This window comes from Mesorhizobium sp. M1423, assembly GCF_040317575.1.
Classification (GTDB): domain Bacteria; phylum Pseudomonadota; class Alphaproteobacteria; order Rhizobiales; family Rhizobiaceae; genus Mesorhizobium.
This window is the reverse complement of the sequence record NZ_JAMYKU010000026.1, coordinates 78,038-96,780: the sequence shown is the minus strand read 5'-3', so window position 1 is coordinate 96,780 and position 18,743 is coordinate 78,038. Positions and strand designations below refer to the sequence as shown.

General features: G+C 62.3%; 20 protein-coding genes. 10 read left to right on the top strand and 10 right to left on the bottom strand.

The genetic code is table 11. The features are described 5' to 3' along the window. Positions 1–187: 187 nt before the first annotated feature. Positions 188–820, bottom strand: a complete 633-nt coding sequence (locus tag NKG95_RS26915; protein ID WP_352565091.1) for a glutathione S-transferase family protein — start codon at positions 818–820, stop codon at positions 188–190. A gap of 310 nt (positions 821–1,130) precedes the next feature. Beyond that, the gene (locus tag NKG95_RS26910; RefSeq protein ID WP_352845685.1) at positions 1,131–1,754 is read right to left on the bottom strand and encodes an NAD(P)H-dependent oxidoreductase; all 624 of its coding nucleotides are present in this window, start codon (positions 1,752–1,754) and stop codon (positions 1,131–1,133) included. Between the two features lie 294 nt (positions 1,755–2,048). On the opposite strand from NKG95_RS26910, the gene NKG95_RS26905 reads away from it, so the two are divergent. The 4 genes from NKG95_RS26905 to NKG95_RS26890 are packed head-to-tail and all read left to right on the top strand — an operon-like array spanning position 2,049 to position 5,246. Beyond that, the gene (locus tag NKG95_RS26905; protein ID WP_352565088.1) at positions 2,049–2,981 is read left to right on the top strand and encodes an alpha/beta hydrolase; all 933 of its coding nucleotides are present in this window, start codon (positions 2,049–2,051) and stop codon (positions 2,979–2,981) included. After that, the gene (locus tag NKG95_RS26900; protein WP_353043003.1) at positions 2,978–3,517 is read left to right on the top strand and encodes a dihydrofolate reductase family protein; all 540 of its coding nucleotides are present in this window, start codon (positions 2,978–2,980) and stop codon (positions 3,515–3,517) included. The genes NKG95_RS26905 and NKG95_RS26900 overlap by 4 nt, the downstream gene beginning before the upstream one ends. A gap of 25 nt (positions 3,518–3,542) precedes the next feature. Then, positions 3,543–4,472 (top strand): sigma-70 family RNA polymerase sigma factor, encoded by a 930-nt coding sequence (locus tag NKG95_RS26895; RefSeq protein WP_352565084.1) that lies wholly within the window; start codon positions 3,543–3,545, stop codon positions 4,470–4,472. 36 nt (positions 4,473–4,508) lie between these two features. Further along, on the top strand, positions 4,509–5,246 hold the full coding sequence (locus NKG95_RS26890; protein ID WP_353043002.1) for an SGNH/GDSL hydrolase family protein: 738 nt from the start codon (positions 4,509–4,511) through the stop codon (positions 5,244–5,246). Positions 5,247–5,318: 72 nt separating this feature from the next. Here NKG95_RS26890 and NKG95_RS34360 read toward each other — a convergent pair whose 3' ends face one another. Together NKG95_RS34360 and NKG95_RS26885 are read right to left on the bottom strand one after the other, a co-directional pair. Continuing rightward, positions 5,319–5,810 carry a GFA family protein gene (locus tag NKG95_RS34360; protein WP_502899222.1) on the bottom strand — a complete coding sequence of 164 codons (492 nt, stop codon included), beginning with the start codon at positions 5,808–5,810 and terminating at the stop codon, positions 5,319–5,321. A gap of 14 nt (positions 5,811–5,824) precedes the next feature. Next, the gene (locus NKG95_RS26885) at positions 5,825–6,190 is read right to left on the bottom strand and encodes a VOC family protein (RefSeq protein WP_352565081.1); all 366 of its coding nucleotides are present in this window, start codon (positions 6,188–6,190) and stop codon (positions 5,825–5,827) included. 85 nt (positions 6,191–6,275) lie between these two features. Between NKG95_RS26885 and NKG95_RS26880 the strand changes: the two genes are divergently transcribed. Together NKG95_RS26880 and NKG95_RS26875 are read left to right on the top strand one after the other, a co-directional pair. Next, a complete protein-coding gene (locus NKG95_RS26880) occupies positions 6,276–6,932 on the top strand; it encodes a TetR/AcrR family transcriptional regulator (protein WP_352565079.1) in 657 nt (218 codons plus the stop codon). Between the two features lie 232 nt (positions 6,933–7,164). Next, positions 7,165–7,455, top strand: coding sequence for a DNA-binding protein (locus NKG95_RS26875; protein WP_352565078.1), 291 nt, complete (start codon positions 7,165–7,167; stop codon positions 7,453–7,455). A gap of 165 nt (positions 7,456–7,620) precedes the next feature. On the opposite strand, the gene msuE is transcribed toward NKG95_RS26875, so the two are convergent. The 6 genes from msuE to NKG95_RS26845 form a co-directional block, all read right to left on the bottom strand. Further along, entirely contained in the window at positions 7,621–8,211 is a 591-nt protein-coding gene (gene msuE / locus NKG95_RS26870) for an FMN reductase (RefSeq protein WP_352845680.1), read from the bottom strand. An 84-nt stretch (positions 8,212–8,295) separates the two neighbouring features. Then, the gene (locus NKG95_RS26865) at positions 8,296–9,351 is read right to left on the bottom strand and encodes an aldo/keto reductase (RefSeq protein ID WP_352565074.1); all 1,056 of its coding nucleotides are present in this window, start codon (positions 9,349–9,351) and stop codon (positions 8,296–8,298) included. A gap of 19 nt (positions 9,352–9,370) precedes the next feature. Continuing rightward, a complete protein-coding gene (locus tag NKG95_RS26860) occupies positions 9,371–10,318 on the bottom strand; it encodes an ABC transporter ATP-binding protein (protein WP_353043001.1) in 948 nt (315 codons plus the stop codon). After that, positions 10,296–11,294: an ABC transporter ATP-binding protein gene (locus NKG95_RS26855; RefSeq protein ID WP_353043000.1), complete on the bottom strand. Its 999-nt coding sequence runs from the start codon at positions 11,292–11,294 to the stop codon at positions 10,296–10,298. The genes NKG95_RS26860 and NKG95_RS26855 overlap by 23 nt, the downstream gene beginning before the upstream one ends. A 2-nt stretch (positions 11,295–11,296) precedes the next feature. Continuing rightward, on the bottom strand, positions 11,297–12,295 hold the full coding sequence (locus tag NKG95_RS26850; RefSeq protein ID WP_353042999.1) for an ABC transporter permease: 999 nt from the start codon (positions 12,293–12,295) through the stop codon (positions 11,297–11,299). Beyond that, entirely contained in the window at positions 12,295–13,281 is a 987-nt protein-coding gene (locus tag NKG95_RS26845; RefSeq protein ID WP_353042998.1) for an ABC transporter permease, read from the bottom strand. Before NKG95_RS26845 ends, NKG95_RS26850 begins: the two co-directional genes overlap by 1 nt. Before the next feature lie 313 nt (positions 13,282–13,594). Here NKG95_RS26845 and NKG95_RS26840 point away from each other — a divergent pair, with 313 nt between their 5' ends. The 4 genes from NKG95_RS26840 (at position 13,595) to NKG95_RS26825 (ending at position 18,741) form a co-directional block, all read left to right on the top strand. Next, complete coding sequence (locus NKG95_RS26840; RefSeq protein WP_353042997.1) at positions 13,595–15,205, top strand: ABC transporter substrate-binding protein; 1,611 nt, start codon at positions 13,595–13,597, stop codon at positions 15,203–15,205. A gap of 70 nt (positions 15,206–15,275) precedes the next feature. Beyond that, on the top strand, positions 15,276–16,460 hold the full coding sequence (locus NKG95_RS26835) for an LLM class flavin-dependent oxidoreductase (protein WP_353042996.1): 1,185 nt from the start codon (positions 15,276–15,278) through the stop codon (positions 16,458–16,460). 9 nt (positions 16,461–16,469) lie between these two features. Continuing rightward, a complete protein-coding gene (locus tag NKG95_RS26830) occupies positions 16,470–17,507 on the top strand; it encodes an ABC transporter substrate-binding protein (protein ID WP_353042995.1) in 1,038 nt (345 codons plus the stop codon). 13 nt (positions 17,508–17,520) lie between these two features. Then, on the top strand, positions 17,521–18,741 hold the full coding sequence (locus tag NKG95_RS26825; protein WP_353042994.1) for an acyl-CoA dehydrogenase family protein: 1,221 nt from the start codon (positions 17,521–17,523) through the stop codon (positions 18,739–18,741). Positions 18,742–18,743: the final 2 nt, after the last annotated feature.

Sequence of the window (18,743 nt, the reverse complement as noted above, 5' to 3'; positions counted from 1 at the left end):
ATCAGGAGGCCGGACAGATGGCAGCATCCGACATCGTGCCTACCGCCAAAAAAATCGCTTGCGTCCGAAGGGGCGTCCACAGATGCCATTTCTCACGCTGGCGCCGAACGACAGCTATTGGCCATAGCCGAGGTGGAGCACCGCACCCCAACGTGGAGGCTTCCGATCGCGGCTAAGCTATCCTCAATCAGCCGGTCGCCAGTTGAGCGTCGAGGGCCCGCTTGTAGGCGGGCCGCGCTTCGCCACGGGTCACATAGGCGGAGAGGTTCGGATATTCGTCCAGGATACCCGACGCTCTTAACCTGAGCAGCACCGAGACCATCATCAGGTCGCCCGCACTGAACGCACCATCGAGCCAGTTGGCCTTGTCAAGACGTCGGGACAGTTGGACAAGCCGATTGCGGATGCGATCCTGGACGAGAGCCAGGCGTTGCGCGGCCCAGGACTTGCCGCCTTCAAGGGACTTGGCGGTTACAAGTTCAAGGATCGGCGGCTCCAACGTATTGAGCGCGGCGAACATCCAGGTGATGGCGCGCGCCCGGGCATTGGCATCGTCCGGCAACAGGCCCGAATGGCGTTCCGCGATATGGAACACGATCGACCCGGTCTCGAACAACCCGAGATTGCCTTCTTCGTAGGTCGGAATTTGCCCGAAAGGATGAAGCGTCAGATGCACCGGCTCCTTCATCGCCTTGAACGAAACGAGGCGAACCTCGTAAGGTTGGCCCGCTTCCTCCAGCGCCCAGCGAACGCGCATGTCACGCGCCAGTCCCTTGCCGCCATCGGGCAACCGTTCAAAGGCGGTAATGGTGGCGGTCATCGTTTCTCTCGATATCTTTGTTTCCATCCCAAGGACGAACGACCGGCGCGTTTCACGATACTGACCCCCGAACTTTGCGGCTCGACCGCTACGCCAAGCCTCCACAAGCATTTCATGGTGTGTCCTGTTCCAATACGTTTGGGAGGGCGACCTTGGGATGACCGCCCATCAACAGCTAAGACGGACCAATCCAGCGAAAGGATACGTCGCCGGCATCAGGATCTGCGCCGCGTGCTTGGATAGGCCCGAGGCGGACGGGAGCCGAAATTCGGGCGAGCACGGTTATGACAGAATTGCGGACGGATCGGATTTAGTTACATTCAACTTGCCCGAACGTGGTCCGGCATTTGGCAGTGGCCTCCTCGAGCCAGTTCTCCCGTTGCTCCTCGGAACTGCCGACAACTGGCCTGAACACATGTCGTTCATGTTCCAGAACCCCGCAATATGGGAGGACGCATCGTCCCCAGATCAGTCCGAGCGGATCACCGAGGTCATTCACCTCTCGCGTCGCATCGGTATCGGAAGTATTGAAGATAATGGCTTTCTTGATCGATAGGAGGCCTTCGGGCAACCCATCCGCGGTTTTCAGGCGATAGGCAACACCAGGAACCAGAACGCGATCGAGCCAGCCCGCCAGAATCGCAGGTGGCTTCCCCCACCAGTTCGGGTGGACGATCAGTAGACCATCCGCATTCGCGACTTGCGTCCGGTGCTGGAGCAAAACGCGATCCTCGGCGCGTGAAAGCGCTTTTTCCAGCGTGTCGCCGAGCGTGTAGGCCTCTTCCGCGGTTAGGCACGGATCGAAGCCTTCCATATAGAGATCGTGATGTTCGATTGCGTGGCCGTCGCCGATCAGCGCGTTGCGAACGCGTGCGGAAATTGCGTGGCAAAAGCTGTTGGCACGCGGGTGGGCTATGATGGAGAAGATGCGCACCGTTTACTCCTCGGCTGAGAGGCGCAGGAATTGAGGGACGGGCAACCCGAGCTACCTCGCCTTGGTTGCCGTGCCGACATTGTCGATACCGCACGAGAGAACGACAGATAAATGTTCATTTATGGCCAATGACGGCAAGGGTCAAAGGTTGCGCTGCAGTTGCCGCCAGGATCGGATCGGTGCAGATCCGCGCATCTGCCGGCGACGTATCCTTTCGCTCAGTTCGTCCGTCTTAGCTGTTGTTGGGCGCGGTCATCCTGAACGTCGCCCTCCACAACGAATTGGAGCGTGACAATGAACAGCAAGCAGAGTTCAGCGAACAAGATACACTACGAAAAGCTCGCCGAGGCCTGGCGCAACGGTCGGGAATTGCCGCCGGAAGTCTCCGAGTGGTCTGTCTTGACGGCAGAACCGGGCGGCGTCGATTACATCGAGACCAAACTCGGCGACAAGACCGCGCTTTGGGTTCAGCCAAAAGCGGCGGCCAAGGATCGGGTCATGCTTTACCTGCACGGCGGTGGCTATGTCGGCGGATCGATCTGGACCCATCGCAAGATGGTCGGACACCTCGCCAAGGCGATCGGCTGTTACGCTCTGCTCGCCACCTACGACTTCGTTTTCCAGAGCAAGTTTCCGCGCCAAATCGAGCAGGCCGTGACCGCGTTCGAGTGGCTCGCCGAGCAAGGTATCGCGCCGAAGCACACCATAGCTGCAGGCGATTCCGCTGGCGCTGGCCTGATCGTTGCGGCCGCGATGAAACTCCGCGATGCGGGACGTCCGCTGCCCGCAGCTATCCTCAGCATCTCTGGCTGGCTCGATTTTTCGGCGAGCGGGCTCTCTTATGAAGCCAATCGCGAGAAGGACGCCTTCTTCCAGAAGGCGGCCGTGGATATGCTGGCATCGCAAGTCCTTGCAGGGACCGATCCCAGGAATCCACTCGCCAGCCCGATCTTTGCCGATCTGAAGGGCCTGCCGCCGATCTATCTGCAAGTGGGTGGAGACGAAACCCTGCTCGACGACAGCCGGGCGCTTGCCGACCGCGCAAAAGCCGCCGGCGTCGAGGTGCGCCTGGACGTATTTCCGGGGATGCTGCACTCCTTCCAGATGATGGCCGGCCGCGCTCCCGAAGCCGACGACGCGATAGCGCGGTTGGCACAATGGGTTCGCCCCAAGCTCGGTCTGGCCGCAACCGCGGCAACACGCGCTGAAGGTCAGGAGGTTGCATGACTCGCAAATTGAAAGTGGGGAGCTTCGTCTCGCTCGACGGCGTGATCGAGAACCCGATGACGATCGCGGGGTCGTATTTCGATGAAGAGGCGAAGGAATATTCGTACGAAGCTTTGGTCGATGTCGAGTTCCTACTGCTCGGTCGTGTTGCTTACGAGATGTTCGCCTCGCGTCCGGAGACGAGAGGTGACAAATACGCAGATCGCCTCAACGGCATGAAGAAGCTCGTCGCCTCCCGAACGCTCAAGAAGACGGCGTGGAACGCCTCGTTGATAAGGGGCGACGTTGCTGCCGAGCTTGCAAGGATCAAGCAACAGCCGGGCGGCAACATCGTGAAATACGGCATCACCAACCTCGATCGGACCCTCCTCGCCGCGGGCCTTGTCGATGAGTATCAGATTTGGGTGATCCCCAAGGTGGTCGGCGAGGGCAAGCGCGCATTTGAAGACGTTGACAACGATCTCGTCCGCCTGAAGCTTGTCGATACGCATCGCTTCAAGAATGGGGTCATGGTTCTCACCTATGTTCCTCAATGACGCTAATATGTGGCAGGTGAAGGACATGCCTGGGCGACCGATCGGCCTATTCGACGCGCAGTATCGAGCCTTCCTCGAGACAGTGTCGGGCGTCCGCGCGCAACTGCATCGCTATTGCACCCGCATGACCGGCTCGCGGCTCGACGGCGAGGATCTCATGCAGGAGACGCTGTTCGAGGCCTACACGAAGATCGAGACCCTCGACGATGTCAGCAGGCTGAAACCCTGGTTGTTTCGCATCGCTCACAATCGCTGCATTGACTTTGTGAGGCGGCGCCTTGCGCGCGAGCGAGCGGAAAGCGCCTATTCGGACGACATCGGCGTCATCGCTGCAGAGCCAGCGACCACTGATGCCCATCGCGCCGTCGAACGGCTGGTCGGTCACCTGCCGCCCAAGGAGCGCGCCTGCGTGCTCTTGAAGGATGTGTTCGACTACTCGCTGGAAGAGACCGCAGAACTCGTGGGCTCGACGGTCGGCGGCGTCAAATCCGCGCTCTCCCGTGGACGGGTGAAGCTCGCCGGCTTGCCCGCTGAACCTGCCGGTGAACCGAGCCGTCCGCTTGATCCCGACACCGCGCGGCTCTTGCAGCGCTATGTCGACCTCTTCAACCGCCATGACTGGGATGGCGTGCGGAGCCTCACAAGTGCCGATGCCCGGTTGCGGGTCGCCGACTGCTTCGATGGCCTGCTCAGAAGCTCTCCCTATTTCGTCGAATACGAGCAAAATCCACAGACGTGGACCATGACGTCGGGGGCGATCGACGGAGAACCTGTCCTGTTCGTGCTCTTCCAGCGAGGCGACCAGTGGCAGGTCGGGTGGCCGGTTCGTGTCCATGTCGCCGGCCGCCTCATCGACCGTATCGAAGACTATTATGCCTGCCCGTGGGTCGTTGGAAACGCCTCGGAGTCCGACTTGACGCTCACGCCTGGGCCAGTTGTCTTGCGAGGAGCATGAGGCGACGATTCCTCACTCTGGCTCGGCGGAGTTATTATGATGAGTCCTCAACGGAAAATAGTGGCCTGCCTCGGATCGAGCAGCACGGTGGGCAAGGGCCAGGCATTCGATTGGATCGCAGAGCTCCGCCGGCGGCCGGGCTACGGGCAATTTGAGTTCCGGAATTTCGGCGTCGGCGGCGACCTGGCCTATAACGCGCTGCAGCGGCTGCCGGACGTGCTCGCCTGTCGCCCCGGCAAGGTCATCGTCTGGGTCGGCGGGAACGACGTTCTCGCGCTCGTGTCCCGCAAAGTGCGGCGGTTCTTTACGTTATGGAAGCGCCTTTCTCGCACGCCGTCGCCTGATTGGCTCCACGAGAATCTGGCCGAGACAGCACGCAGGCTGAAGCGCGGGACGGCGGCGGACATCGGCCTTTGCTCGCTCCCTCCGATAGGAGAAGCGCCGGATTCGGACGACCCGTTCCAGAGCGAGCTCAACCGGCGGATCAAGGAATATTCTGCGATCTGGCGGCCATCGCGCACGAGGAACGCTGCGGCTATGTCCCGCTCCATGAGGCGCTCACCGAGGCGGTTCGCGCCTCGCCTGGCCGGGCCTACACGGCGTTCAACCTTTCTTCCATTCTATCGCGATGCTTTTCGCGTACTGGTGCTGCGGCAGCGTCCGGATGATGTCGCCCGCGTAAATGGCTGGCTATTTCACACCGACGGCGTGCACTTGAACAGCCGGGCAGGGCTGATTGTGGCGGATCGCCTACAGAAATTCGTTCAGGCCTGAACCCTGAGCGGCAAGGCTGTATCCGATTTGCGCACCTATCTGAATGTCTTATCGCGCAGGCTGGCGGCCGGTTTATCGACCTAGCAACATCGCCACGCGCGATGCCAGAAGTTTAACGACGAACCCTGGAGGATAACCCCGGTGGCTCGGCACGTCGTCAGGAATGACATCGCTGTCCGACTTGAACTTCGTGCAAATCCGCAGCTGCGGTGGCGGGAGTTCTCCATGAAACCGCGCTCTGTATGCCGAGACCCAATGCGGACCTCTATCGAAGTTCATGAACATCGCTGAATTGCAGCACATGGCGATGACCCTGTTCGTGGCTGAAGTTTCCTTAAGCTTATAACCCCTCAGCAATTCGGCCCCCTTGGAGCACTCGATGCGGTCCTTTCGATAGAGGATGTATGCGGTGCCGCCATCGGGATCGCGCACGGCGCCAGCACCTGGCAAAGCTTCGATCTGGTCAGCTCCCTTCTGGCAGTCGTCGCAGTAGCAGACACTGCTCACGATTGGCCTGCCGAACGCTTTGAGTTCGACGCCACCGCAAGAGCATGTTGCGGTCATGATAGGTAAGCGCGTCATCTGCTCGTGATCATCATGCGATTGCCCTCGCTGTCCCGAAACTCCGCGATCGTGCGCGCCGGTTGCCATGGCGCGGGGCGCGGTTCTGCTATGATCTCGGCGCCTCGCGATTTGAGTCTCTGAACGGTGACTTCGATTTCGTTGTCAACCAGCACGAGGACGGGCCCCTCAGATGGTGTTTCGTCCTTGCGCCTTAGGAAGTGGAGGGTGGTTTCGGCCCCTGGAAATCCGAGTTCGATCCATCGCCACCTATCATTGCCCATTGGCTGATCGGCGACGACGCGGCAGTTCAGGTGATCGATGTAGAACGCCTTGGCGCGTTCCTGGTCGAACACTGGAAGCTCCGCGAACTGGACGTGCATCGTCGATCTCCCCATTGCATCTCGGGCCAAATCAAACTAGACGGTCCAGTACTATGAGTCAATCGGCAGCAGACACGCCAGGAGCATGACCACGACGCGTTCAGCAGGTGCTTCACAAGAACTAGAACCGCACGGACGGTCGGCGAAAAAGAGGCGGGCCATCCTCAATGCGGCTACAGAGATGTTTCTGCAAAAGGGCTATCTGGCCACCAATATGGACGAGATCGCGGCGCTTGCGGCGGTGTCGAAACAGACCGTCTACAAGAACTTTCCGAGCAAGGAGACGCTGTTCGTAGAGATCGTAAGCAGCGTGACCAATCGAGCCAGCGATAGGGTCCACACTGAAATGCCGGACCTCGCCGAGGGCGAAGATGTTGCCGAATATCTTCGGCGCTATGCGTACCGACAGCTTGCCACCGTGCTCACGCCGCGCGTCATGCAGCTACGCCGTTTGGTAATCGGTGAGGTCGGCCGCTTCCCGGAACTGGCAAAGGCGCTCTTCGATGGCGGACCCAGGCGCGCAATGACGGCGATGGCAGTGTTGTTCGAGCGTTTGGCTGATCGCGGCCTGCTTGCGATCGATGATCCGGCCGTCGCCGCTTCCCAGTTCAATTGGTTGATTATGGGCGAGCCATTGAACAGGGCCATGCTGTTGGGTGACGAATCGATTCCGAAACCGGCGAAGCTTCGACGGCACGCCGCAGCCGGCGTGCGGGTGTTCCTTGCGTCATACGGCAAGTGAGGCACGCCACGCCGGCGGGCGAATGCCGGGCGCAACCGTGCGGACCGCTCGGGGGTGCTTGACGGTCGTTTTCGGTCCAGCGGGTCGCGGCTTGTTGCGGCGGCTGGCCCTGAGCGGACGTACTCTGAAGCGCGCGTGTTGCGGTGACGCCGCCGGCATTTCACCCCAGGTCTCTATCGACGGGGTCGCGGGTGCAACAATCTGTTGCACAACTCTGCTATCTGTAACGCCCATGCCTGACCCGAACTTCCTCACTCCTGAAGAAGTCATCGCTCGCTATCGCGGACAGGTAAGCGAAGGGACTTTTCGAAACTGGCGTTGCTTGCGGATCGGGCCATCCTTCCTCAAGATCGGCAAAGCAATCCTCTATCCGAGCGGCGAGTTGGATCGCTGGGAAAAATCGATCCTCGTCGTCTGCAAACCCACACGCGACCTGCCGCAGGAAAAGACGGCACCGAGGCGGTTCATTCGGCCCGAGAGCCGTTGGTTAGAGAAATATGCGTTCGGAATCCGTGGTTGGTGACTCGATACATGCGCCAGTTAACGGCACCACCTTTCCGGAAGACGTTACAAGCGATTGATAAATAAGATGAATATGGCCACAGTGGTTCGATGCATAAACATCCCGCTCGACACCCTACGACCATTGTGGATCACGACTGCTCACGCCTCGATCCAATTTCCACCGTCAGCCCGAAGCCGCCCGGACCGGTTGGCTCTTCGGCTGGCGCGCTGAAAGTAGGGCAACGAATTGATCCACGGCCTGCCCGGCCCGCGCCAGAACCAGCGAATCTACGAGCTTGCCGTCGGCAAAGTCGCTGTCACTGCCATAGACGGCGCTCGGCACCGTCAGGGCGGAGTAAAAGCCAAACAGCGGGCGAAGCTGATGTTCGACCACCAGCGCGTGGCGCTGGCCACCACCCGTCGCGCCGATCAGGACCGGCCGGTCGACGAGCGCCAGTGGGTCGATGAGGTCGAACAGATGCTTGAACAGGCCAGCATAGGAGCCGTTGTAGACCGGCGTCGTGACGATCAGCGCGTCGGCCTGTTCGACCGCGTTTACCACATTCAGCGCCTCCGGCGTCAATTCCTTTCGCGTAAACGCAGCACCCAGACCACGGCCGGCATCGACAAGATCGAGGAAATTTACCGTGACGGACAATTTTTCGCGCAGCGCCTCGCCGAGATGATGCGCCAGCGTCCGCGACTTCGACGGCCTGTGAGTGTTGCCCGAAAGCACGACGATGTTCTGGCGCAGCCGTTCGACATGGAAATTCATGGGCTCTCTCATCTGTCCGAAACGATTGGGAAGTCGTCGGGCGGGGCCAACCGCAGCGAAGCCCCGCCGTTCCTCGGCTGACCGTCATGCGGCGCGCAGAGGCCGCGTCAGCGGGATGGGTGCTGCCGTCTCCGAACGCGGCACACGGCCTTCGACCGGATGGCTCGGATCATTGAACCCATGCGTCGAGGCATGGCCGGCGGCAACGAGACGGTCGACAAAGGCCTCATCCTCGGCGCTCAGCTTGAAGTCCAGTGCCTTGGCGTAGCTGTCCCACTGTTCCTCGGTACGCGGACCGGCGATCGCCGCTGTGATCAACCGGTTGTTGAGCACCCAGGCCAGCGCGAAATCGGCCGCCGCGACGCCGCGCGACTTTGCGTGCGCCGCGATCTGCCTGGCGATCTCGATCGATTCCGGACGCCACTCGGTCTCGGCGATGCGCTTGTCTCCACGCCCAGCCCGCGTGTCGGCGGCAGGCGCCTGGTTCGGCTCGTATTTGCCGGTCAGCACGCCGCGCGCCAGCGGGCTGTAGGAGACGACGCCAAGACCATAGTAGGCAGCTGCCGGCAGCTGCTCGGCCTCCGCGGTGCGGTTGACGATGTTGTAGAGCGGCTGGCTGGCCACCGGCCGGTCGATGCCAAGTTCATCGGCCAGATGCGCGACTTCGGCGATGCGCCAGCCACGGAAGTTCGAGACGCCGAAATAGCGCAATTTGCCCTGGCGGATCAGGTCGGCGATTGCCCGCACCGGCTCCTCAAGCGGCGCATCGAAGACGGCACGGTGGAAGTAGAAGAGGTCGATGTAATCCGTTCCGAGGCGCCGCAGGCTGTTCTCGACCGTCTGGATCACCCATTTGCGTGAATGGCCGCCGAGATTGGGACCTTTGTCATGCGAGTTGACGAATTTGGTCGCCACAACCCAATGATCGCGCGTCGCCTTGATGCCGCGGCCGACGACTTCCTCGGACTTGCCGTTGTGGTAGACGTCGGCGGTGTCGATGAAATTGATGCCTTGCTCACGCGCCTTGTCGATGATGCGGTGCGCGACATTTTCTTCGGTCGGCCCGCCGAACATCATCGTGCCGAGGCTGAGCGGCGAAACCTTCAGCGCGCTGCGGCCAAGATAGCGGTAGTCGGACATTGTTCTGCTCCGTTGAACTTCAGTTGAGGATTGGTTCGGCGTAGTGGCAGGCGACCTGGTGTCCCGACCCGATCGCCCGGAATGCCGGCTCCTGCGAACGGCAGAGATCAGTCGCCAGCGGGCAGCGCGTGTGAAAGCGGCAACCACTCGGGATGTTCTGCGGGCTTGGCAGATCGCCATGGATCGGCGCCGCCTGACGCCGGCGCGCCGGGTCGGGCACGGCGTCCATCAGCGCGCGCGTGTAGGGATGCTTGGGCGAGGTCCACAGCGTCGCGTTGTCGGCGCTTTCGACGATGCGGCCGAGATACATGACCAGCACCCGGTCGGCGAAATAGCGGACCACCGACAGATCGTGCGAGATGAAGAGATAGGACAGGCCGAGCTGCCGTTTCATGTCGACCAGCAGATTGAGGATCTGCGCCTGGATCGAAAGGTCGAGCGCCGACACCGGCTCGTCGCAGACGACCAGTTCCGGATTGAGGATCAGCGCCCGGGCAATGCCGATGCGCTGGCGCTGACCACCGGAAAATTCATGCGGGTAGCGGCCAAGCGAATCCCTTGGCAAACCGACACGCTCGATGATGTCCTCGACAATCTTGCGCCGCTCGGCCTTGTTGCCGATGCCATGGACTTTCAGCGGCGCCGTCAAGATGTCGCCGATCATGTGGCGCGGGTTGAGCGACGCGAACGGATCCTGGAAAATCATCTGGATGTTGCGCCGCGCCGCCTTCAGCCGGCGCGCGTCGAGAACGGTGATGTCGGTGCCGTTGAATTCGATCTTGCCACTGGTCGGATCGACCAGCCGCATGATGGTCTTGCCGAGCGTCGACTTTCCGCAGCCGCTTTCGCCGACGAGACCAACCGTCTCGCCGCGCCCGACCTCGAGGGAAACGCCGTCGACGGCGCGCAGCGCACCACCCTGTGCGTGGAAATGCGTGGAGAGGTCAGAGACCGAGAGCAGCGCCATGCGCAACCTCCGGAATGAAGCTGTAGGGGCAGGCGACGAGCCTGTTGTCGCTGACCTCAACGAGATCGGGCACGAAATGGGCGCAGCTGTCGCGCGCCACCGCGCAACGCGGCCGGAACGGGCAGCCCTTCTCGCCGGCGGCCGAGACGATGCTGCCGGGAATCTCCGTCAGCCTGGCGTCGCGGTAGTGGAGATTGGTCTTCAGCCGCGGCGACGCGGCCAGCAGGCCGCGCGTGTAGGGATGAAGCGGTGTTCTGAACAGCGCGCCAGGTAGCGCCTGTTCAACCTTGCGGCCGGCATACATCACGACGACCTTGTCGGCCCATTGCGCGACGACGCCGAGATCGTGGGTGATGAGCACGACGGCCATCGACAGTTCGCGGCGCAGCGTGTCAAGCAGGTCGAGCACCTGCGCCTGGATGGTCACGTCGAGCGCCGTTGTCGGCTCGTCGGCAATCAGCAGGCGCGGACGGCAGGCAACAGCGATGGCAATCATGACACGCTGGCGCATGCCGCCGGAAAGCTGGTGCGGATAGTCGTCGATGCGCCGCTGCGGATCGGGAATGCGCAACAGATTGAGAAGCTCGATGGCACGGTTCCGCGCTGCCTTGCCGCGCATGCCTTCGTGTAGCGTCAGCACCTCGGTGATCTGCCGGCCGATGGTCAGCACCGGATTGAGCGAGGTCATCGGCTCCTGGAAGATCATGGCGATCTCGCGCCCGCGCAAATTGCGCATCGCTTTCTGGTCGAGGCCCAGCAAATCCCTGCCGGCGAATTCGATCCGGCCATTGGGGATTTTCGCCGAGCGCGGCAGAAGCTGCATCAGGGCAAGTGCCGTCAGCGACTTGCCGGAGCCCGATTCACCGACGATCGCCAGCGTCTCACCTTCGCCGACCTCGAAGCTCAGCCGGCTGACCGGCTCGGTGGTCGGGAAGCGAACCGTCAGATTGTCGACCCTGAGCAAGGCAGCGGCCATCGCTAGCGCTCCTGCGAGAAGCGCGGATTGAGCGCATCGTTGAGGCCGTCACCGATCAGGTTCAGCGCCAGCACGGTGAAGACGATCGCAAGTCCCGGCAGTGCGGTCAGGTACCAGGCGGTGCGGATCAACTCCCTGCCCGCTCCGATCATCGAGCCCCAGCTGACGACATTAGGATCGCCGAGGCCCATGAAGGACAGCGCCGATTCCATCAGGATCGCAGTCGCCACCATCACCGACGAGGTCACGATCAGGGGCGGCAGCGCGTTGGGCAGGATTTCGCGGAAGATGATGCGGGCATGGCCATAGCCGAGGCTGCGGGCGGCCATGACGAAATCCTTCTCGCGGATGGCGCGGAATTCGGCGCGCGTCAGCCGCGCCACGGTCGGCCAGGTGATGACGGCGATCGCCACCGTCACCACCGGTGCGGTCGGCTGCGCGATCGCCACCATGACGACCAGAAGCACGAAGCTCGGTATGGTCTGGAAAATCTCGATCAGGCGCACCAGCAGGTCGTCGATCCAGCCGCCGAAATAGCCAGCGGTGGTGCCGACAAGGATGCCGAAGCTCAGACCGAGCGCTGTCGCCACCAGGCCGACGAACAGCGAAATCCGCGCACCGTGCAGAATGCCGGAAAGCACGTCGCGGCCCATGGAATCCGTGCCCAGCGGAAAAGCCGGATTCTGCCCCGGCCACAGGAAGGGTCGCGCCACCATCGACAGCGGATCGGCCGGATAGAGGACGGGTGCCAGCAGCGCGGCCAGCACGACCAGCGCCAGGAACACCACGCCGAACATGGCGTTGGGATTGCGCAGGAAAACCTTCAGCGCGCGGCCGCCGGCCGCAACCGGCACCGACGCCGCCGAGGCGGAGCGCGCGTCAGGTGCGTGGAGATTGCTCCAGCTCTTGGCTTCGGCCTCAGCCGGCACCGCGGTCTCGCGGGCCTCGGCATAGACGCGGCGGGAGCGGGCGTCGCCCGCGGCAAAATCGGTGGAAGCCATCAGCGTACTCCGATGCGGGGATCGAGCCAGGCGTGCAGAAGATCGACCGTCGCGTTGGCAACGATGACCAGCAGCGACGACAACAGCAGGATGCCGAGCAGCACCGTGAAATCACGGCCCATGACCGCCTCGAAGGCAAGGCGCCCGAGGCCGGGCCAGGAATAGACCGTCTCGACAACCACGGCGCCGCCGAGCATGCCGCCAACATGCATGCCGGCCATGGTGGTGATGGGGATCAGCGCGTTGCGCAGGACATGCCGGATGGTGATGACGGTCGGCGACAGGCCCTTGGCGGCGGCGGTGCGCACATAGTCCTGAGACTGGACTTCCAGCATCGCCGCTCGGGTCAGCCGCGCGTAGATCGCCACGTAAAACAGCGCCAGCGACAGCGCCGGCAAGATCATGTAGCGCGCCTTGTCCCAGATGCCGGCAAGGCCGGTCAGGTTGCTGCCGATGGTTCCCGAGCCGCCGCTCGGCAGCCAGCCGAGCTTGACCGAGAACAGCACGATCAGCATCAACCCGATCCAGAAGCCGGGGATGGAATAGAACAGCAGCGAAACGACTGAAAGCAGACGATCCGGCAGCCGCCCGGAAAACACCGCCATCAGCGAACCGAGGACGAGGCCGAGTGCAATGGCGATGGTCAGTGCCACCGCCATCAGCAACAGCGTTCCCGGTAACCGCTGGCCGATCAGGTCGGCAACCGGCATGCCGTAGCGCGGCGAAAAGCCGAGGCTGAAATGCGCCAGATTGTAGAGATAGTTGAACAGCTGGACGAGCAGCGGATTGTCGAGCCCGAAGCGCTGGCGCAACGCCGCCATGGTTTCCACCGTGGCCGAACCGGCCTCGCCGGCCATGACGTCGGCGGCATCGCCCGGCGCAAGCTGGAGCAGGAAGAAGTTCAGGATTACGATGCCCAGAACCGTTGGCACGGCCTGGATGGCCGTGCGTCGAAACGTTCTGCCAATGCGCGTCAGGGTCGACATCGTTTTCGCTATCCCGGCTGTGGCTGACGATGCGGTTTGCTATTTCCCGGAAAGTTCCGTGCTTTTTAGTTGACAAGATTTATAGACATTGTCAAACCTGATTTAAGAAATTTTGTTCTGCAAATGGCAACATTGCAGAATAGAATTTTATTTCATGCTACAAAATTAACCGTTTGAAGTATGAAATCTTAAGTGCAGGAGCGGAGCGGCCAAATCTTTTCACAAACGGGGCCACTCTTGGAACGACGGATTTTTCACCCGGCTGCCGACGACCGGCCGATTGATGCCGGCAGCAAAAAAGGACCATGGCGCCATGTCTCATTTCCTCATTCCGAACCGCCGCAGGTTCCTCGGCCTTTCGGCAACCGCGCTCGGAGCAACCCTGTTGCCTGCATCGCGCAGCGCATACGCAGCCGAGCCGAAACAGGGTGGGACGGCGACGCTGCTGCTTTCGGCCGAGCCGCCGGTGCTGACGACGATCGCCCACACGGCGTTCAATTCCGTCTACGTCTCGGCAAAGACCACCGAGGGCTTGCTGACCTATGATTTCGATCTCACGCCGCGCCCGTCGCTCGCCAGGCAATGGTCGGTCAGCGACGATGGGCTGCAATACACGTTCAAGCTGCGGGACGGCGTGAAGTGGCACGATGGCCAGCCATTTACCGCCGCCGACGTCGCCTATTCGATCGCAACCATCAAGGATGTACATCCGCGCGGCCGCAATACCTTCCTCAATCTCGTCGACATCCAGACACCGGATCCGCTGACCGTGACACTGGTCCTGTCGAAGCCGGCGCCTTACCTGATCACGGCGCTGGCCGCGGCTGAAACGCCGATCGTGCCCAAGCACCTCTATGACAGCACCAAGGCAGCCGAAAATCCGGTCAATGTCGCTCCGGTCGGCACCGGCCCGTTCGTCTTCAAGGAATGGGTGCGCGGCAGCCACATCGTCTATGAACGCAATCCCGATTATTGGGACGCGCCGCGCCCTTATCTCGACCGGCTGATCGTGCGTTTCATCCCTGACGCTTCGGCGCGCGCTTTGGCGCTGGAGACCGGCGAGATCGATCTGGCGCCGGCAACGCCGATCCCGTACAGCGATTTGCAGCGCTTCGAAACGCTGCCGCATATCGGCTTCGAGAAGCAGGGCTACCAATATTCCAATGGCATCAGCCGGGTCGAGTTCAACCTGGAAAAGCCCTATTTTCAGGATGTTCGCGTCCGCCGCGCTTTCGCCCATGTCATCGACCGCGACATCATCCGCGACACGATCAACTATGGTTACGGCGCGAGCATTCCCGGCCCGATCAATCCCAATCTGAAGAAGTGGTTCGTCGCCGACCTGAAGACCTATCCGGTCGACATTGCCGCTGCCGAGAAACTGCTCGACGAGGCAGGCTTGCCGCGCGACGCCGACGGCATCCGGCTCAAGCTTGTCCACGACTATGTCCCGAGCGGCGAAACCTACAAGCGCGGCGCCGACTACATCAAGCAGGCATTGTCCGCGGTCGGGATCGCGGTCACCGTGCGCAGCCAGGATTTCGCCACCTACACCAAGCGCATCTACACCGACCGCGATTTCGACTTCACCTTCAACGGCATGAGCAATCTGTTCGACCCGACGGTCGGCGTGCAGCGGCTCTACTGGTCGAAGAATTTCAAGCCGGGCGTGCCGTTCTCCAACGGTTCGAAATACAGCAATGCCAAGGTCGATGAACTTCTTGAAGCGGCGGCCGTCGAGGTCGACCACGAAAAGCGCTTCGAGCAGTGGGCCGCCATCCAGCAGATCCTGGTCGAGGACCTGCCCGACATCGGCATCGTCAGCCAGCCTGAAATCACCCTCTACAACAGACGCATCGCCGACCACACGGTGGGCGCCGAGGGCAATGCCGGCTCCCTCGCATCAGCCCATATCGTCGCCTGATCCGCCAACCCATGCGCGGCAGGCCCTTCGCGCATGGGTTCTTTTTCTCCTTGCCCCGAGAGATCCCACAATGACGCTCGCCCACAAGCCTGGTTCCATCGTCGGCACGCCGTTCTTCAAGGCGCCGACCGACTATCCGGACAGCCCGCTGTCGAAAGCGCTGCAGCAGCCGGTGCTGCTCGGGCTGTTCCTGCCGATCCAGGCCGGCGGCTGGACCAACTCGACCCTGCCGCGCTCGACCGACTGGCGCTTCGACTACAACCGCGACCTGACGCTCAAGGCCGAAGAGCTTGGCTTCGATCTCGTCTTCGCGCTCAGCCAGTGGCTGCCCAAGGGCGGCTATGGCGGTGTCTTCAATGGCCAGGCACTGGACAGTTTCGTGTCCATCGCAGCCATGGCCGCGATCACCAAGAAGATCATGCTGATCTCGACCATGCATGTTCTCTACGGCCCGTGGCATCCGCTGCATCTGGCGAAATTCGGCGCCACGCTCGACCACATCTCCGGCGGCCGCTGGGGCATCAACGTGGTCACCGGCCATCGCGCCGTCGAACACGAAATGTTCGGCTGGAACCGCATCGAGCATGACCGTCGCTACGAACTGGCGGCCGAGTTCGTCGAAGTGCTGCAGCGGCTGTGGCAGGATGACGAGAATTTTTCCTTCTCCGGAGAATCGAGCTGGAAGCTCAATGGCGGCTTCGTCACGCCGAAGCCGAATTATGGCCGGCCGATCCTGGTTAACGCCACCGGTTCCGACGCCGGCATTTCCTTTGCCGGCCGCTATTCCGACATCGTCTTCGTCACCAGTCCGGCCGGCTCCGACATCGCCAGCGCGCTGGAAGCGCTGCCGGCACATACGAAGAAGGTGAAGGATGCCGCTCTCGGCGTCGGCCGCACCGTGCGCACGCTGCTCAATCCGCTGGTCATCAGCCGTCCCACCGAGAAGGAAGCCTGGGCGGTCGCCGACGAGATCGTCGCTCAGGCCGACAGCCGCACGCCGAAAGGGTTCCAGACCTTCAACAGCGACGCCCAGGCGTGGAAAGGCCGCGAGGGCCGTGACGATCCCTACGCCAAGGTCGGCGGCAACATCTATCTCATCGGCACGCCCGAACAGATCGTCGACCAGTTCGTCAAGCTCAAGGACGCCGGCATAGACGGCCTGCAGCTCTCCTTCTTCGACTTCAAGCCGGACCTCGAATTCTTCGGCGAAAACATCTTGCCGCTGATGAAGCAGGCCGGCCTGCGCAACGCCTGAGGAGCACTCATGACCACGACTGCGATCTCCGAAATCTGGTACACACGCTGCCCGGTGCCGACGCCTGTCGGGCTTGCGGCGCAGCTCGGACTTCTCGACGAAACCTTTCGCAAGGAGGGGATCGAATTGAAGTCGATCATCGATTCACCCAACCGCGACATCCGCCAGAGCCATTTCAACCACACACTCGACTGGTCGTTCCGCCACGGCGGCAACGTGCCGCCGATCCGTGCGCGGTCCGAAGGGCGCAAGACGCGTCTCGTCGGCATCACCTGGACCGACGAATTCCAGGCGATCATCATCTTGCCCGGCACCGGCATCAGAACAACTCAGGACCTGAAAGGCCGCCGCTTCGGCATCGCCCGGCGTCCGGAAGGCATCGTCGACTTCATGCGGGCGACGGCGCTGAAAGGGCTGGTCTCGGCGCTCTCGCTTGAAGGCCTCAGCCATGCCGACGTCGAGATCGTCGACATCGCGCTGACCGACAGCGTGCTCGATAGCCAGGAAGGGCCGTCGCTGTTCGGCCTCAAGCGCAAACAGGCCTATGGCGAGGAGGCAGCCGCGCTGATCCGTGGCGAGGTCGATGCCATCTATGTCAAAGGCACGGCCGGCATCAATGTCGCCAATCTGATCGGCGCCATCCAGGTCGCCGAATTCGGCTTTCATCCCGACCCGAACATCCGCATCAACTCCGGTTCGCCGCGTGTGCTGACCGTCGACGGCTTGCTGGCTGAAGAACGCCCCGACCTTGTCGCGCGACTGATCGAGACGATCCTGCGGGCCAGCGCCTGGGCCGAGGCGCATCCGGACGAGACGCGCCGCTTCGTCGCCCGCGAATCCGGCGCCACCGAAGAACAGGTGCTGGCCGCCAACGGCCCGGATGTCCATAAGCATCTCGGCCTCGGACTGCAGCCTGAGCTCGTCGCAGCGGTTTCCCACTACAAGGATTTCCTGCGCGACTGGGGCTTCCTTGCCAGCGATTTCGACGTCGAGGACTGGGTCGATCGCCGGCCGCTCGATCTGGTGAACATTCGCGCCGCCGCCTGAGAGGAAACAGCGTATGACCTCGACAATTGCCGAGTTTCCGCAACTCCTCGAGAAAGTGGCGAGCCTTGCAGACGACTTCGCGCGAACCGCTGCGCATCACGACGCGACCGGGGAATTTCCGTTTGCCAATTTCGGCCGGCTTCACCAGGCCGGACTGCTTGGCCTGGTCACCGCGCGCGAGCATGGCGGCTTCGGCGGTGGGCTGACGGAAGCCCAGGCGGTGATCGCCGAGATCGGCCGCGGCGAGCCGTCGACGGCGCTGGTGCTGGCCATGCATTACAACAGCCAATACGCGCTGCGGAAATCCGGGAAATGGCCGCGCCATCTGGTTCAGCGGATCGTCGAGGCCGGCCGTCTTGGCCCTGCCCTGATCAACGCTGCGCAAGCCGAGCCAGGGATTGGCTCGCCCGCTCATGGCAAGCCGCCCGAAACCATTGCCCGGCGCGACGGCAATGTCTGGCGGATATCCGGCCACAAGAACTACGTCACCGGCATTCCCATTTTGAAATGGGTGAACTTGCTGGCGCTGACCGACGAGCCGCAACCGCGCCTCGCCTCATTCCTGGTGCCAACCAATGCGCCGGGATTGCGTGTCGAAAAGACATGGAACGCAGCCGGCATGCGGGCCACCGCCAGCGACGATGTCATTCTCGACAATGTCGCGATTCCCAGCGAAGACATCACCGAGGCGCAACCGGCGTCTGAGCCGCTGAGGCGTGAAGAGGGTTCGACGGCGTTCTTCTTTTCGCTGATCGGCGCCGTCTATCACGGTGCGGCCCGCGCTGCCCGTGACCGGCTGGTCTCCTTCGTCACCACGCATGCGCCGGCGAGCCTCGGTGCGCCGCTCTCGACCGTACCGCACATCCAAGCGGGGCTGGGCGAGATCGAGGTCCGGCTTGCGACCAGCGCGCGGCTGCTGCGTTCTCTCGCCGAAGACGTCGATGCCGGCCGGCCGGTCGGCACCGACGGGATGACCGTCAGGCATGTCGTCATAGACAATGCCGTGGCCGTCACCTCGCTGGCGCTGGAACTTGCCGGCAATCCCGGCCTTAACCGCGATTTCCAGCTCGAGCGTCATCATCGCGATACGCTGACCGCGCGTTCCCACGCGCCGCAGAACCACATGATCCGCACGATCGCCGCCAAGGCGGCGCTCAGCCGCCACGCCGCCCGGCAGGTGGCCGAGACGCCGGCTGTTGCCGCTGGCAAACCCAGGCTTGCGGCAGTCGGTTGAGC

Bases quoted from the DNA above. Each gene is read 5' to 3' on its own strand.
- NKG95_RS26915 (WP_352565091.1), bottom strand. From the start codon at position 820: ATGACCGCCACCATTACCGCCTTTGAACGGTTGCCCGATGGCGGCAAG.
- NKG95_RS26905 (WP_352565088.1), top strand. From the start codon at position 2,049: ATGAACAGCAAGCAGAGTTCAGCGAACAAGATACACTACGAAAAGCTC.
- NKG95_RS26900 (WP_353043003.1), top strand. From the start codon at position 2,978: ATGACTCGCAAATTGAAAGTGGGGAGCTTCGTCTCGCTCGACGGCGTG.
- NKG95_RS26895 (WP_352565084.1), top strand. From the start codon at position 3,543: ATGCCTGGGCGACCGATCGGCCTATTCGACGCGCAGTATCGAGCCTTC.
- NKG95_RS26890 (WP_353043002.1), top strand. From the start codon at position 4,509: ATGATGAGTCCTCAACGGAAAATAGTGGCCTGCCTCGGATCGAGCAGC.
- NKG95_RS34360 (WP_502899222.1), bottom strand. From the start codon at position 5,810: ATGACCGCAACATGCTCTTGCGGTGGCGTCGAACTCAAAGCGTTCGGC.
- NKG95_RS26885 (WP_352565081.1), bottom strand. From the start codon at position 6,190: ATGCACGTCCAGTTCGCGGAGCTTCCAGTGTTCGACCAGGAACGCGCC.
- NKG95_RS26880 (WP_352565079.1), top strand. From the start codon at position 6,276: ATGACCACGACGCGTTCAGCAGGTGCTTCACAAGAACTAGAACCGCAC.
- NKG95_RS26875 (WP_352565078.1), top strand. From the start codon at position 7,165: ATGCCTGACCCGAACTTCCTCACTCCTGAAGAAGTCATCGCTCGCTAT.
- msuE (WP_352845680.1), bottom strand. From the start codon at position 8,211: ATGAATTTCCATGTCGAACGGCTGCGCCAGAACATCGTCGTGCTTTCG.
- NKG95_RS26865 (WP_352565074.1), bottom strand. From the start codon at position 9,351: ATGTCCGACTACCGCTATCTTGGCCGCAGCGCGCTGAAGGTTTCGCCG.
- NKG95_RS26860 (WP_353043001.1), bottom strand. From the start codon at position 10,318: ATGGCGCTGCTCTCGGTCTCTGACCTCTCCACGCATTTCCACGCACAG.
- NKG95_RS26855 (WP_353043000.1), bottom strand. From the start codon at position 11,294: ATGGCCGCTGCCTTGCTCAGGGTCGACAATCTGACGGTTCGCTTCCCG.
- NKG95_RS26850 (WP_353042999.1), bottom strand. From the start codon at position 12,295: ATGGCTTCCACCGATTTTGCCGCGGGCGACGCCCGCTCCCGCCGCGTC.
- NKG95_RS26845 (WP_353042998.1), bottom strand. From the start codon at position 13,281: ATGTCGACCCTGACGCGCATTGGCAGAACGTTTCGACGCACGGCCATC.
- NKG95_RS26840 (WP_353042997.1), top strand. From the start codon at position 13,595: ATGTCTCATTTCCTCATTCCGAACCGCCGCAGGTTCCTCGGCCTTTCG.
- NKG95_RS26835 (WP_353042996.1), top strand. From the start codon at position 15,276: ATGACGCTCGCCCACAAGCCTGGTTCCATCGTCGGCACGCCGTTCTTC.
- NKG95_RS26830 (WP_353042995.1), top strand. From the start codon at position 16,470: ATGACCACGACTGCGATCTCCGAAATCTGGTACACACGCTGCCCGGTG.
- NKG95_RS26825 (WP_353042994.1), top strand. From the start codon at position 17,521: ATGACCTCGACAATTGCCGAGTTTCCGCAACTCCTCGAGAAAGTGGCG.